At 37.3% G+C, this 14,871-nt stretch carries 15 protein-coding genes; 3 read left to right on the top strand and 12 right to left on the bottom strand.

The window, feature by feature from the left end:
- Positions 1 to 15: 15 nt before the first annotated feature.
- From A37Q_RS0112945 to A37Q_RS0112930, 4 genes are all read right to left on the bottom strand, one after another.
- Entirely contained in the window at positions 16 to 894 is an 879-nt protein-coding gene (locus A37Q_RS0112945) for a glycosyltransferase family 2 protein (protein WP_018300712.1), read from the bottom strand.
- Between the two features lie 44 nt (positions 895 to 938).
- Positions 939 to 1,361 carry a type II toxin-antitoxin system VapC family toxin gene (locus A37Q_RS0112940; protein ID WP_018300711.1) on the bottom strand — a complete coding sequence of 141 codons (423 nt, stop codon included), beginning with the start codon at positions 1,359 to 1,361 and terminating at the stop codon, positions 939 to 941.
- Positions 1,362 to 1,363: 2 nt separating this feature from the next.
- Positions 1,364 to 1,618, bottom strand: a complete 255-nt coding sequence (locus tag A37Q_RS0112935) for a type II toxin-antitoxin system Phd/YefM family antitoxin (RefSeq protein ID WP_018300710.1) — start codon at positions 1,616 to 1,618, stop codon at positions 1,364 to 1,366.
- 70 nt (positions 1,619 to 1,688) lie between these two features.
- A complete protein-coding gene (locus A37Q_RS0112930; protein WP_154648703.1) occupies positions 1,689 to 2,606 on the bottom strand; it encodes a cache domain-containing protein in 918 nt (305 codons plus the stop codon).
- 174 nt (positions 2,607 to 2,780) lie between these two features.
- Here A37Q_RS0112930 and A37Q_RS0112925 point away from each other — a divergent pair, with 174 nt between their 5' ends.
- From A37Q_RS0112925 to A37Q_RS16010, 3 genes are read left to right on the top strand one after another with little or no spacing between them, the layout of a single operon-like run.
- Complete coding sequence (locus tag A37Q_RS0112925) at positions 2,781 to 4,904, top strand: sensor histidine kinase (protein ID WP_018300708.1); 2,124 nt, start codon at positions 2,781 to 2,783, stop codon at positions 4,902 to 4,904.
- Positions 4,905 to 5,357, top strand: a complete 453-nt coding sequence (locus A37Q_RS0112920; RefSeq protein WP_018300707.1) for a response regulator — start codon at positions 4,905 to 4,907, stop codon at positions 5,355 to 5,357.
- Positions 5,358 to 5,359: 2 nt separating this feature from the next.
- A complete protein-coding gene (locus A37Q_RS16010; protein ID WP_018300706.1) occupies positions 5,360 to 6,286 on the top strand; it encodes a GGDEF domain-containing response regulator in 927 nt (308 codons plus the stop codon).
- Between the two features lie 60 nt (positions 6,287 to 6,346).
- Here A37Q_RS16010 and A37Q_RS0112910 read toward each other — a convergent pair whose 3' ends face one another.
- The 8 genes from A37Q_RS0112910 to A37Q_RS0112875 form a co-directional block, all read right to left on the bottom strand.
- Positions 6,347 to 7,810, bottom strand: coding sequence for an ATP-binding protein (locus A37Q_RS0112910; RefSeq protein WP_018300705.1), 1,464 nt, complete (start codon positions 7,808 to 7,810; stop codon positions 6,347 to 6,349).
- A gap of 2 nt (positions 7,811 to 7,812) precedes the next feature.
- Positions 7,813 to 8,685, bottom strand: coding sequence for a nucleoside triphosphate pyrophosphohydrolase (gene mazG, locus A37Q_RS0112905; protein ID WP_018300704.1), 873 nt, complete (start codon positions 8,683 to 8,685; stop codon positions 7,813 to 7,815).
- The gene (gloB, locus tag A37Q_RS15530; protein WP_018300703.1) at positions 8,675 to 9,463 is read right to left on the bottom strand and encodes a hydroxyacylglutathione hydrolase; all 789 of its coding nucleotides are present in this window, start codon (positions 9,461 to 9,463) and stop codon (positions 8,675 to 8,677) included. Before gloB ends, mazG begins: the two co-directional genes overlap by 11 nt.
- A complete protein-coding gene (locus A37Q_RS0112895) occupies positions 9,463 to 10,641 on the bottom strand; it encodes a heme biosynthesis HemY N-terminal domain-containing protein (protein ID WP_018300702.1) in 1,179 nt (392 codons plus the stop codon). Before A37Q_RS0112895 ends, gloB begins: the two co-directional genes overlap by 1 nt.
- The gene (locus tag A37Q_RS0112890; protein ID WP_018300701.1) at positions 10,638 to 11,894 is read right to left on the bottom strand and encodes a hypothetical protein; all 1,257 of its coding nucleotides are present in this window, start codon (positions 11,892 to 11,894) and stop codon (positions 10,638 to 10,640) included. Before A37Q_RS0112890 ends, A37Q_RS0112895 begins: the two co-directional genes overlap by 4 nt.
- Complete coding sequence (locus A37Q_RS16005; protein ID WP_083907070.1) at positions 11,894 to 12,667, bottom strand: uroporphyrinogen-III synthase; 774 nt, start codon at positions 12,665 to 12,667, stop codon at positions 11,894 to 11,896. The genes A37Q_RS0112890 and A37Q_RS16005 overlap by 1 nt, the downstream gene beginning before the upstream one ends.
- The gene (locus A37Q_RS0112880) at positions 12,645 to 13,070 is read right to left on the bottom strand and encodes a SufE family protein (RefSeq protein WP_018300699.1); all 426 of its coding nucleotides are present in this window, start codon (positions 13,068 to 13,070) and stop codon (positions 12,645 to 12,647) included. The genes A37Q_RS16005 and A37Q_RS0112880 overlap by 23 nt, the downstream gene beginning before the upstream one ends.
- Positions 13,071 to 13,394: 324 nt before the next feature.
- Entirely contained in the window at positions 13,395 to 14,804 is a 1,410-nt protein-coding gene (locus A37Q_RS0112875; protein ID WP_018300698.1) for an MFS transporter, read from the bottom strand.
- Between the last annotated feature and the right edge of the window lie 67 nt (positions 14,805 to 14,871).

Below are 14,871 nucleotides of genomic sequence, written 5' to 3'. Positions count from 1 at the left end.
AAAGCAGCAAGATAGCTAGCGAACTTTAGTGAAATGCCTGCGGCTTAAATCAACACCAAAGGCTTTCTCAAGCTTCATTTTAAAACGCTGACGTTTTTCTTTTTTTGTGAGTTTATGCACTGGATTTGCTTTAAACACCCCTTTTTCATTTGGGAAAAAGCCGTCAATCAACTTGGGGTGGACGCCCGTAAACTCGGTTAGAATCCGCTCATCAATATCTCGATAGCTTTGATCAAAGCCTTCCTTTTTGCCCCAGTGCTTATTGACCTGTGAGATTTTTTTACTCATCGCTGACTCAGGTCTCACCCACCCGTAATGATACATATAGCAATCTAAAAGCTTCGCTTTGGGATAGCGTGCAATACGGTTGGACTTTTTCGGATCCAACACCAACCAATACAGTCCATCTGGCGCATAACTTCTTACACTTGCTTTAATAACTCTTGGTGCGTAGCGATACCAAGTGGGAGAAGACAAATAAGTATTGGTATTGCCATAAAAATGATAATAGTGAAAAGCGAGCGCTTCTACCTCAGGGTCATCTTTATATTGAATCATCGCCTTTTTAATATTAGCTAAGTCCTTTTCATGCACCATCTCATCACCTTCCAAGTAAAATAGCCAATCGCCCGTGCAGGCAAACTGCGCAATCATCTTTTGCTGCGCATAGGTATAGCCTTTTACCTGCATATGCTCATTCCATATGGTATAAATGATTTTAATTTGCGGATATTCTTGCGCTAAAGAGAGAAGTTTTTCTTTTGTATCATCTTGTGACTGACCAAGCGCGATGATAAATTCATCACATATATCAATAATGGATTTAATCGACTGGATATAGGGAAAGCAAAGCTCTTCTGCGTTTCGTAAAAAAGTAAAGCCTGATATTTTCATCACAATGTTATTACTAGGGTGTATCCGCTGAGTATATCACTATTTTACTGTTCATCCCACGGGTTAATACATGAGAGTTTCATCCACTTGAAATCTGCAATATCACGTGTGACCAATGTCATGCCGTGCAATAATGCTGTTGCCCCTATCATAGCATCACGATCTGACTTTGGATCTGGAATGTGTAATCTTGCACATTTTTTTGCTACATTTGCATCAAACGCCAATATGCGATCTGCAAAAGCTGGCATCACATGACTATCCATCCATGCTCTTAAAATATCGCCTTGAGGCTTATCTTTTCTTTGTTTGGATAATATTCCAATTTCCAGCTCTAAAATACTAATGGATGAAACAAATAGCTCAGAGGCTGACACGGAACTAGCCCACTTTACTACGTTTATATCTGCTTTTTTGACAGCAGCCTTTCGAAGTTCAGAGATAACATTAGTATCAACAACATACATGCTTACAACTCATCTCGGTGGAATAAAGCTTTAGAGAGTTTGGGTGGCTCAAAATCAATTTCAGATCCATCATGCATCGTCAACATATCGACAATAGAGCGCTCATCTGTATGTATTTTATTATACTCTTCTAAGGTAAGTAGAACATGTGAAACTGTCCCTCTTTCAGTAATAAATACTGCGCCATTTTGCGCTGCATTTTTCACCTTATTTGGGCTTTGATTAAACTCCCTACTGGTAAATGTTGTAATACTCATCTCAACACCTAATTATGTGAAGCTCTACGTATAATCGATTATAGCATCAATGTAGTTATATAACTACATTTTATTTATTTACCTTAATAAACAACACATAAAGCCCAGCGATAAAAAGCAAAAAGATAGCAATCAAAACAACAACGTTAAAATAAAAAATCCATTGCAGCTCACCATACATAGTACTTGATGAGACAAGGGTCACTAAAACCCACGGCGTATTTTTAATTGCAAGATGACTTAAAATATAACTTTGATTATCCAACATAATGACTTGGCTCTCTATTTCACCTTGGCGTCCCTGTTTAATATTAGGCGCTTTAATATTAAACAGCTTATCATCTGTTGAATACAACCTGCTCATCTTTCCGTTAGACATATAAATACCAATTGTACTTTCTCTTTGTATGGCAATATTTTTTAGCTCAGCATAGAGCTGACTAACTGAAAACAACGCTAAATCGCTAGACATTATCTGAGAAAAAGCCGTATTTTTTATTGGCATATATAACAGTAAATAGCGTTTTCCACTCATATAGATGACTGACAGCACTTTTGAGTGCTCTAAATTTTTGCTCTTTTTATACCAATGATTTAAGTTGGGAATCGCTTGCCCGACAGATACAATACGTTGTCCAGATTGTGAAATACGCGTAATGCCTTTTAGTGATTCACTGCTATCTAAGGCTGCCGTTAGAATTTTCTCTAGCATTGGCGTTATCTCATTGATGCTCTTTTTCTGTGTTATATAACTCTCTGTTAAATCCTTGGCTTTTGTTCTTGAGGCAATTTGTGCTGATGTGCTGGTAATACTGCTAAGATAATGCTTTAAAATAAGCGATGTGCTCTGTAGAGTATAATTCAGCGCTTTTGATTTTTGCGCTTTTATCTCAGTATATGTAGGAATAAATAAGACAAAATAAACACAAATAAGTGATAACATGAAGAATAATGAAGTGTATAAATAAAGTCTTTTTATTTTTTTCATCCCTCTTCCCTGCATACTCTCACCTTTAGGCTATTCACTTTGGTCTCTTTTCCATAAGTATAGCTAAGAAAATTTTGTATCATCTCTATTGATACACCTTGCTTTATTAAAGTCATCTAACAAAAGTTAATGTAGTCGCTATACTGATAAAGTAATACTTTTAAAGGCCTCACTATGACACAAGGGAAAAACAAGCTTCAAAGTGCCTTTATTTTTTTAGGCATCATAGCGCTAGTATATAGCCTCGTTGCAATTATTGCTTGGCTGAGTCATTCAATTTTTTTCACTATTGCACTTGGTCTTGAACACTTTCATTTTGACATTGCTATTTTGGGTGTTGTACTAAGCCTGCTTATGATCTTCTCAAGGCACTATAAAAATATCACGGCACTACTTGGAGCGCTCTTAGTGCTTTTCTCGGTGGCACTTTTTCTGCAAGAGCACTACTTTCATTTTTTGTTTGATAACGTATTTGAGCTCTCCACAACTCATGAAACCATGCTTTCTATTAGCGCAAAGATCGCTTGTCTCTTTATGGGGCTCTTTTTTATACTAAAACGCGCCTTTAAGCACACTCTTTTTAACATCATTCAACTAATCCTGCTTTATAGTGTTTTTATTGTCTCACTCCTTGCAATCATTGGGGTTATATTTGATGTCAATAGATTATACCAGTTTAATAACGGCATTTTCTTTTTGCCACTGGCCATCATTCTATTATTATTGAGCTTACAGAATCTTAGTTATTTTATATCAAAAAAAGCCGTTTTTTCCTTACAATCAGCGCATATTCCTGCTTTGATTACCTCGATATTGCTCGTGCTACTTGGGCTTACATGGCAAATAATCTATATCAACCAGCAGCAGCTACACTATAAGACAATGCAAAAAAATGCATACTATGCAGCAAATGAAATGAACATCCTTTTAGGCTCAGATATCAAAGCGACAAAGCGCTTTTTTGTGCGCTTAAAGCTGCTTACTAACAGCCCCGGTATTTTAGAGAAAGATATTGAGCAGTATTTTACTGATTATAAAAATTTACAGCTTATCAGCACACCCAACATCACAAATAGTACTCTGAGTAACTATATAAATCCACAGCAAAAAATCACACAACAAAGCCTAAACAAGCCTATTGCCAACTGTCTTGATGCACTTCAACTCAAAAGGGGCTCAAGTGATACTAAAATTGCTTTTAGTGGTGCCTTATTATGCATACAGGACACTCATACCCAAGCACTTGCTATATTTAATACCAAGCCCATGATGCAAAACATCTTTGAAGGCAATCTTTTTTCTTCTTATTATGCTTCTATCACCTCACTGCAAAATACTATCTATAAAAGTCCTAGGCTTATAGCCTTTAAAGATCAGTTAAACTATACACAAAGCGCGGTGCTATTGGATCAACCTTTTGAGGTAACTCTGTTTGATAAAGCACCCTCTATACACTTTGGACTCTTTTTATCACTACTATATTTCAGCATTGGCATGCTTATCATTATTTTAATTCTTGTCACAATATTAAGCTGGCAACACTCTTTAAAGCAAAACAAACACCTTCGAAAATTGAATCAATCACTAGAGCAATCCAACAAAGAGTTGGATGATTTCGCTTATATCGCCTCGCATGATTTAAAAGAGCCACTTCGCGGCATTGCCAACTTCTCAAGCTTCTTATTAGAGGATTATGAAGATAAGCTTGATAACGAGGGCAAAATGCAGCTTAAGACCCTAAGCAAGCTTGCCAAACGAATGGAAGCTTTAATTAATGATCTTTTAAGCTTCTCAAGGGTGGGACGTGTTGATTTTGCAATGCAGCTATATGATCTCAATCAAATTCTCAATGATAAACTTGTGCTTTTACAGCCGTTTTTAGAGGAAAACCAAGCAAAGGTCATTATTAAAAAGCCACTGCCTATACTTAATTGTGATAAAGTCAGAATTGGCGAGGTCTTCCAGAATTTTATCACCAATGGCATTAAGTATAACGATAATGATCAAAAGATCATTACTATTGACTATACTGAAACAAGCAATAGCTACACCTTCTCAGTAGAAGACAATGGTATTGGCATTAAAAAGGAGGATTTCAAAAGAATATTCTCTATTTTTAAACGCCTTCATGCTAAAGATGCCTACGGCGGCGGTACGGGTGCTGGGATGACGATAAGTGATAAAATCATCAAACGCCATGGCGGTGAGATTTGGCTAACATCCAAGCCCGGTAAAGGAAGTATATTTTATTTTTCTATTGCGAAGACTTTTGACACAGTGGATAACAAGGAAAGCTAAATGGAACAAAATGAAAAAAAACCTATTATCCTACTAGTAGAGGATAGTGAAGAAGACTACTACACCACCAAGCGTGCTTTTAGTAAAGCTGGACTTGCCAATGAGTTACACCGTGTTAAAGATGGTGCTGAAGCGCTTGCCTATCTTTTCTCTGAAGCGCCTTTTGATAATGAGGGTGTTCACCCGACACCCAATGTGATTTTACTCGATTTAAATCTGCCAAAAATAGATGGCACGGAAGTGTTAAAAAAAATCAAATCTGATGATAAGCTTAAAAAAATTCCCGTCGTTGTTTTAACCAGCTCATCAGATCCAAAAGATATTGATATGTGCTATCAGCTAGGGGCAAATAGCTATATGCAAAAACCAGTCAGTTTAGAGCACTTCATTGATGCATTGAAACGCTTTCGTGAGTATTGGTTTGAAATTATTATTCTGCCTAAAGAGGGTTAAATATGCTCCATAAGCTTACTGTTATTGATGATAGCTATGAAGACTATCTCACCATAAAACGATTTTTAAAAAAAAGCTTTGATAATATTGAAATTCATTATTTTGACAGTGGAAATGCCGCACTTCAAAGTGATATCCTCCAAAAAAGTGACTGTATTTTACTAGATTATCTGCTTCCAGATATTGACGGCATTGAGGTGCTGAAACAATTAAGTAGTAGTAGTAGTATACCAACGGTTATTATGGTTACAGGAGAAGGCAATGAGAAAATTGCAGTCACAGCACTCAAGCTTGGTGCGCTTGACTATCTTGTTAAAGATTCATTGAGTGAAGCAGCACTTACCCGTGCTATTATTAATGCATTTGAAAAGGCAAAATTAAAACGTAAAATCAAAGAGCAGGATGAGGCACTTAAAAAAGCGGCATTTACAGACTATTTAACGGCTCTTCCCAATCGACATGCCTTTGAAAAAGAAGGGGAAAAAATATTAAACAATGCCTTTGAAAAAAGTACCCGTCTCTCGCTTTTGATGATTGATATTGATAATTTCAAGATGATTAATGATACATTGGGGCATTTAGCAGGTGATATGGTGCTAAAAGAGTTAAGTAGACGCTATACCTCTCTTTTGAGTAGTCGAGGCTTTTTTGCCCGTTTAGGTGGCGATGAATTTGCAGCTTTATTGACCGGTAAAGAAAATAATGAAGTCATCACGATAGCAGAAGATCTCTTAACCGCCATGCAAACGCCCATTGATCTAGTCAAAGAGGCACGCAGTATTTCAGTGAGCATTGGGATTGCTTTTGCCAGAGAAGGGGATGATCTTGATCATCTTTTACAGCGTGCAGATAAAGCAATGTACAAGGCAAAAGAAAAAGGCAAAGCCAATTATCAGTTGTATATTGGTCTTGATAATAAGGAAATCTAGCCTACCTTTGAGTTTATCAATGTATTGGAAGTCATTGATCTGAGCAATATTAGACTCCAATCAATCTACTTTTGGAAAAACCAACTTAACACTAAGCCCTGAGTGTTTTTGTGGCCTGTGCGCAACAACAGAGCCATCATGCAAGCGCACAATTTCCTTTACGATAGATAAGCCAAGACCACTACCTGATTGCCCAGATCCTGCTTGACGATAGAAGCGATCGAAAATACGCTTGAGTTTATCTTCATCAACACCAGAGCCTGTGTCCACCACCTCAACAATCACCTCTTTTGCTGAAACATAGCTATAAATACTAACCTTGCCACCATTTGGTGTATAACGAATGGCATTATCAATTAAGTTACGAAATAACACACTTAACAGCGCTTCACTGCCATTAATGCTTGCCTCTTCCTTGCTTGGCATAAAGATAAGTTCAATCTCCTTATCAATTGCAAGCATCGCTAAATTGGCAAGCTGATCTTCTGCAACTGTATTAATATTAAGGAATTTTCTATCGGGCAAATTTTGCTGTGGCTCCAAGCGGCTTAATGTTAATAGCTGATCAATAATATAAAAATAACGATCTGCACCACCGATAATATTACGTATTTTGCCTTTAATCTCATCAATATCACTCATATTAAGTGCAATTTCAGCCTGTGTCTTTAGCGCTGCAAGCGGTGTTTTGAGCTCATGTGCAGCATCACCGGCAAAGCGCTTTTCTCGCTCTAAGACATCATTAAATTTGCGAAATAAGATATTTAACTGATTAAGAAGCGGAATAATCTCAGGAGGTGCTGTTTTAACGGCAATGGGTTCGAGCTTTCTTGGATTTTTCTCAGCGATCGCTCGGCGCATATCTGAAAGCGGCCTTAAGGCCAATTGCACAACAATAAACATTGAAAGCAATAAGAAAATATAGAGAATAATCAAATCCCAAAGCGCACTTCTAAAAAGATTTAAAAACATCTGGTGCTTGAAATCAGAGCTGACCATCACCACAATTTGATAAGGCTTATAGTGACTTGTAATACTAAAGGTATTCCAAGTTTTTGCCCCATGTTTAGTCTTTATAGTAATATTTTGAAATGTATCATCTTTATCAAGCCTGCTATATAAAAGCCGTGGTGAGCCAGAAGAGTGCAACAGAAGATTTCCTGTTGTGCGGTCATACACCTGAAAGGCAAAGGAGTCTTTATACACATTATCAAATTGCGCAACCTTAGGCTTTAGATTATCACGAATGTTCTCTAACATCACAAAGGAGTTCGACTGTAGCAGATTTGTAAGCTGTTTTTGTGAGCTGTCTTTCACCGCTGCAGCCAAAAGCGCATCGAGCGCATTGGCACTATTTACCATCTGCATTTGGAACAAGTCTTCATTTTGACGCTTCATCTGATAGTAGTTAAACACCCCCAAGATACAAATCGAGCAGGTGATTAATAAGATAAGGCAAATACTCAAAAACTTCTGAATGGAAAGTCGATTATTCAAAAAGGTAAAATAGTTCAGATTTTCCATCGCTATGACTCAACCTTTGTTTGGCGTTCATGCTCTTTTTGTAATTCCCACAGTGCTTCCATCAGATCAGGCTCTGCTGTTTCAACTGCAATACCTTTTTCTTTTAAGGCACGCTCCACGCCCATAAATCGGCGTTTAAATTTGCCATTTGCTTGGCGAAGAAGCTGCTCTGCATCTGCTTTAAGGTGACGTGATAGATTAACACAACTAAACATCACATCACCCAGCTCTTCATGCATCTCTTTTATACTACCTGCTTGAATCGCCTCTTCAAGCTCTGTTATTTCAGCTTTTAACACCTGAAGGACATCAGCTGTATTTTTCCAATCAAAACCAACACTTTGTGCCCTTGTTTGCAGCTTTTGCGCATAGGACAAGCTTGGTAAATTCTCGGCAATATCCTCTAGAATGCTCATATTATCTAAAGACGCATTCGCCTTTTTTTGGGCTTTTTTTTCACGCTCTTTTCTTTTAAGAAGCTGCCACTGTTTCTCAAGGGCATCATAATCATCTACTTTTCCATCTGCAAAAACATCAGGATGCCTTGCAATGAGCTTTTTACTGAGAAAATCAACAATATCCGCAAAATCAAATAGCTTATTTTCCTTAGCAATCTCAGCATAAAATATAATCTGGTTTAATAAATCTCCAAGTTCACCTTTTAGCTCATCATAATCTTTATTCTCAATGCTATTGACAAGCTCATAGGCCTCCTCCAGCGTATGCACTGTTAAAGAGTCAAAGCTTTGCCCCTGCGTCCAAGCACAGCCTGACTCTTTATCACGCATGCAGCGCATAATCGCTAATAAATCACTGATATTATAGTGCGATTTTTGGGATAATTCTCTAATGGCAGTATCACGACTAGAAGACATCTTTCTGTGCTCTTAGATAGCAAAAAACGGCCTCTGATGAGGTGAGATGTTTCTGCTTTTCGCTCAATCTATTTTTAAGCGCTGATGAGTCTGCATGAAAAAATATATTCATTTCATGCTCATCTTGAATGCTTGTAACAGGTTTATCCTCAGCTAAAACGCCTTTTACTTTATCGTGCCACTTTCGGTAGTTAGCATTATCAGGATCAATACTCATTGCAAATGAAAGATTTTTCTCAAAATAGTCATGTGCTGTATACAGTTTAGTATCACCCGGAAGGGTTTTAAGGTACTGGATGCTCTGATAAAACACATCAATATCAGCACTAGGGTCATTCACATGCCCAATACCAGCTGTAAATATAGTATCCCCACAAAAAAGCGCCTTTTCCTTTGGTAGATAAAAGCACACATGTGAACTGATATGTCCTGGAGAGAAGATTACTTCAATCTCTGAAACAGTTTGAAAATGGAGCTTCTCATGGTTTTGAACTTTATGGGTTATTTGCCCTTTTCGTGTGTGATCAAAATTACCATAGCTTGGACAGTTATATCTCTCAACTAACTTATCAACACCTGCAATATGATCAGTATGATGATGTGTTAATAAAATCGCCTCAGGAATCAATTGATGTTGATCAATATACTGCGTGTAGTGCTCCACCATCGTTGGATCAACAATAAGGCAGTGTTTATTTTCAGGGTTCACAATAAGATAGTTGTAGTTCCTAAGTGGGTTATTTAAAAACCAACGTTTAATATAGATATGTTCATGCATTAGCTTGTCTCTTTGATATTTAATAATAGTTTCTCAGCTTGCGCCTTGAGTCGCATCGCCTGTGTATGCATCGACTTATGCTCACTTAATGCTGCATTGATTAGCGTCATTCTTGCCTTTTCAACGGCATCAAGCTTTTCAATATTAATAGATAATAAGTACTTATCAATGAACTGCCAGTCTTGATATTGAAGTGCATATGGCAAAATCAATAACAGCAGATTTGGTTGATGTGTATGATGTCTCTGCCATTCATGTTTGATAAAATCATAGCTTTCTTTCTGTGAGTCAAGTGTTAAATAAAGCTTCACAAGCTCAATATGAAACACTTTTTGCAGTGATTTTTTAAGACTCACAAGCGCCTTTTCTTTCCCTTTTATTTTTGCCATCTTCAACATATATGCAGCAATAAGTTTGGGAGATTCTTTGTCCTTTTTGGAAAGCTCTTTCCACACATCCACAAGCTCGCTTTCACTGCTAATAGAAAGAACTATCTCTAACAGCACCTTTTTATATTGCTCATCTGCAAAGCTATTTTTATGACCCACGACAAACTTAAGTGCAGCAGATAAATCTCTTTTTATCAGCATGATTTCAATGATTTGCTCTTGTAAAAGCGCACTTGCAGGATAGGATTTAACAAGCGATTTAAAAATAGCCAATGCTTCAGTGTGCTTTTTATGTAGCTTTGTTAATATTAGCGCATGATAAAAATGATAAGAGAAGCTGTCTTTAGGCGATCGAACCTCTTTGAGCTTTTGCTCTATCATCTTGAAATCTTGCCTAGTATAGAGCTCGTTAAAGAGCATGCTCTGAGCTATCTCACTCACAAACTCTGATTGCCCATATGCGCTTTGATAGTTTTGCAACAAATATTGACCATCTTTAACAACACTTGCTGCGCTTAGTCGTAAAAGCGCTTTTTTTTGCTTTTTTTCGCCTGATCGTTTGAAAAAGTGCTTCATATTTTTAGGTGTTAGTATCAATGCTTTACAAAAACCAAGCAGCACCCATAAAACAAAAAGTGCAAAAATAATTGCGATAATAAATAACCAAAGTGGCAGTTTAATTAAATAACCATGCGCAAAAATGCCAATTACTGCTGGATTTAAAATCACCCAAAGTGCAATAACAGCGGCAAGTGCACAAATGAAAATAAGCCATAGTATCTTTCTCATTGTACACGTCCTTGCTCTTTAGATGCATCTACTTTCACTTTCTTTGGCTGCAAACTAACAGAAGAGGCATTTTTCTGTGTTATCGCTTTGGTTAACTGCGTGAACTGTGTCGCAAATTGATTTGCATCGACAAACTGAACTTCAGAGAGTGTCTTTTGCCAGTTTTCCCATTGGTTATCTTTTTGAAAATACTTGACTAATAACTGATTAAGCGATGATTTTGCCGTACTAAATGAAGCGCTTTCACCCAAAATTAAAGCTTCTTTTAACTGTGTTAGCTCCTGATAGAGAATCTCTTGTACTTTCAACCTTGCCTGATAACTATTCATTACCTTGTCTTCATCACTTATTTGATGAACACTAATAAGCGACTTAATTTCCTTCCATGAGTTTGCCAGTGCACTTTGGTAACCCTCTGGCGCATTACTTTTAACTTTAGCTGTAGATTTCTCAGCCATTGGCGCTTTGAGTGAAAGCGCATCAACTAATCCATTCAGCGCATTGATTGCAGTAAGGGAGTTGTTAATATCCGGTGCATTATTAATTGCAAGCGCTAATCTATCAAGCTCAAGGGTAAGCGCTGTTGTATTTGGCATGCCCTCTAGCGATTTTTTAGTGCTTGATAAGAAATATAAAGTTGCCGTTTTATCCTTTAACAGTTGCCAAGCTGTTTTTCCTAATGAAAGGTTATTGAGTGCACTTTGCTTGTGAAGCAAGGTGATTTGTTTTGAGAGCTCGGTTGTTGGCTGTAAATAGGTTCTGGATAATTGTGCTAGTTTTTGATTATTCTCTGCTTGATTCGCATTCACGCCTGATACTTCGGCATCAATATACGACTTAAGTTCATGGTTTTGCTGTGCTAGTTTTTGGATGGTTTGAAGCTGAGCTGCAACTTGCTTGCTGGTTTCAGCTTGCATTTTTTTAAGCGCATCAACATCTGCCATCAACACTTTTTCATTGTTGGATGCTGTTGTTGCAACTAATTTTTCATTATTTGCCTGCAAAACGCTATTATGATTTTTATACCACATAAAGCCAGAGAGCAAGATAGCAATAAGGGCGATAATGGTAACGATAATCGACCAGATAACGCCAAAACCCAAAGTTTTACCTTGAGCCTTGTTTTTAGCTTTCACGGATTGATGCGTTTTATCAGTGGCATTTTTTTGTTCATACTTTTTCTGTGCATCGATAGCGGTTTTATCAGAAGCCTCTGCATTTTTCGCTTTGCCATCATTTGAATCATTTGCCATCAAATTTTTCCTTTTGCTAATATCTTTTCACTCAGTGCAATCAGTGCTGTATTGTCATAACTATCTATTAAGATTAACTTCGCAAACCCTTGCGCTTTTGCCCACTCATGCATCCGCGCATTTGTCACGGTAATAGTACTATTTTGCTTCCAACTGGGATAAAAATCAAATACTGGCATTGCAGCTTTTAACCCATCAAAACTGCTAAAGAGTATTAACTCCGGAAACAAGCTATCAGAGATTTGATATCCTTGTTCTGATAATATATTTAATAAGTGCTCTTTAGAGCAATATTGGCGGCTATAGCAAGCGACTGTAAAACACGCATAGTGGCGCTTTAATTCTGTTTCCAAAAAATCCCTGCCACCTTCTCCTTTGACCAGTAAAAAAAAGCGCTGAGTTTGTCTTATATCATTCTCAATCAAATCTAAAAGCGACTCTGAATTTGCTTTTTTAGGATAATGCGCCAGTAAGCCATATTGTTTGAGTACTTTAGCTGTACCCTCGCCAACACACCATATTTTTGCGGTTTGCAATATTGCTTTTTCATGATCATCAAGCTTGGAGATAAAGTGTATCACCGCATTAACACTAATAAAGATAATATCTGTAATTTCACACCTATCAAGATGACTCACAAATGATTTTGACTGAATCATAAAAGTTGGCAGATGCACACTACAAATGCCTTTATCTATCAAATCTTCTGCTAATGTTTGCCCTTTTTTCCCCGAACGGCAAACGATCACATCAAGCTTCTTGCGCATCGGCATAGTCTTTTGCCGCCTTATATATGTAATTAATCATTGCAGAAAGACCATTATTCCTAGTTGGGCTCAAGTGCTGAGAAAGACCAATTTCATCCATAAAACTTGTATCGGATGCAAGTATTTCATCTGCATCACTATCACTATACACTTTAAGCAAAAGTCCAATTAATCCAGAGACAATTGCAGCATCACTTATACCATAGAAGATAAGCTTCCCTTCTTTGATCTCAACATCAAACCATACCTGAGACTGACAGCCTTTGACCATATGTGCCTGATTTTTTTTATCCTCTGGAAAAGCAGGCAATGTTTTCCCTAAACTAATCAAGTAAGCATATTTATCTGACCAGTCATCAAAAAATTCAAAATCTTCAATAAGCGCTTGCTGGCGTGATTTAATAGACATGAAACGATTTTTACTTAAAGCATAATATATAGCGAAATTATACCATCTTAATGATGCTTTTTGTTAGTGGAACCTAAATTCAACATTAAAATATTTATCATAACTATCTGACAAGCGTTTTGCGCTTTAAATATCAAAATTAAACTGATGGAATAAAGTGGATTCGAACTTACTTTGATACAGGCATCTTCTGAGGGATACCCCACCCTCAGAAGCGCTGGACTTCAGCCCCCACATAAACTTAAAGTTTATCACCTAAAGTTCACTGTCTGTATAGACAAGGTAATGATATGCGATTTGATGATTGATTGTAATACCGCAAATTTAGGGGGTATTCCTTGCTGCATGCAACTTTAAGCCTACTAAATAGGCAATAACTGCAAAAATTAAACACACAATTGCGATATAGAAAAAAACCTGACTGTACATTTGGTTACTGAGCGCTAAATTATTTGCAGTGTGGTCTTTTGTAATCGTTAACATTGAAAGTTGCCCTGAAATAGCAACTCCTAACCCACCTGCAAACTGCCATGCGCCAAGCGCAAACCCTCGATGTTTTTCAGGAATGCATTCACCCGCGGCGGCATTGCCATTTGGTTGAATCAAAATCTCCCCTAATCCCAAAAAGAAGAAAAATATCACGATCCAAAAAAATGCCACTTGTGCACCTGTTTCTGACATTAAAATAGCAGCAGGAATAGTAATACTTGCAAGTGTGGTGACAATCAAGCCAATAAAAAACTTCTGATTAAAGGCATTATGCTGCAACTTTCGATACCAAAATACACAAACCAAAATGGCACATATAAACATGCTGATATACCAAAAGCTAATGACTGAACCTGCCGGATATTCAAAGTTAAATATATGTCTATTTAGATTGTATTTGGCAAATAGTGTAATATTGCTTTGCGCCAGTGTGGCAATACTCCAATAAGCACAAGCAATAAAACAAAACAGCAAAAATAGGAAAATGTTTTTTCTTTCAATAACTGTTTTTGCCTGAAGCGCAAGATAACTAAAATAAATGACCAATAAGACACCTGCAATATAGATCACAATACTTGAGATATATGGCTGCTGGATTAGGTAATATACAATAATAAATGTAATGGCAAATGCCGCTGCACTGAAGCTTACTTTACGATAAGATCTTTGATAGTTTGAAGTTGGGTAAATGCGGTGAAATAGTATAAATAGGACAAGCGCAATAACATTGTAAATGCCACCGATATAAAAGGCGCTATGATAGCCTAGATATTCAGCAATATATCCTGAGCTAAAGGTTGAAATAACACCACCTGTTGCCAAGCTAATATAAGCAACGGTAAAATAATATGATCGCTTCTTAACATGTCCTTGAAAACAGCTATTTAAAAGCTTCCACATGCTTGGCAGATAAAAAGCTCCACCAATAGCGATACAACTTAAACTGGCAACCAGTATTTCACTACCAAGTGCCGCCAAACTAAAAAAACCAACGATGCTAAACAGCTGCCCAATAATTAAGGTACGTTTCGCATCTAAAAGACGATCTGACACAATCCCGGCAACAAGTGGCAAACAGTAAAAAAGTGAAAACAGTGCTGCATTTAGCGCGTAGGCTTCTTGCTCAGTAACTTTTAAAGACAAGGTGAGATACAGCACCGTTAAGCTGAACATCACCCCTGTACTCATCGTCTGAAACAAGGTGATAAAAAATGTCAAGGTAACCGGTTTGTTTTTAATCAGCATGGCTATATTCTCCTATCACAATACCCACAAAAAATCGTTGATGATGGGTATGAGCTAAGTTAATTTT

This window comes from Fangia hongkongensis FSC776 = DSM 21703 (assembly GCF_000379445.1).
In the GTDB taxonomy this organism is placed as follows: domain Bacteria; phylum Pseudomonadota; class Gammaproteobacteria; order Francisellales; family Francisellaceae; genus Fangia; species Fangia hongkongensis.
This window is presented reverse-complemented; position numbering and strand designations above follow the sequence as displayed.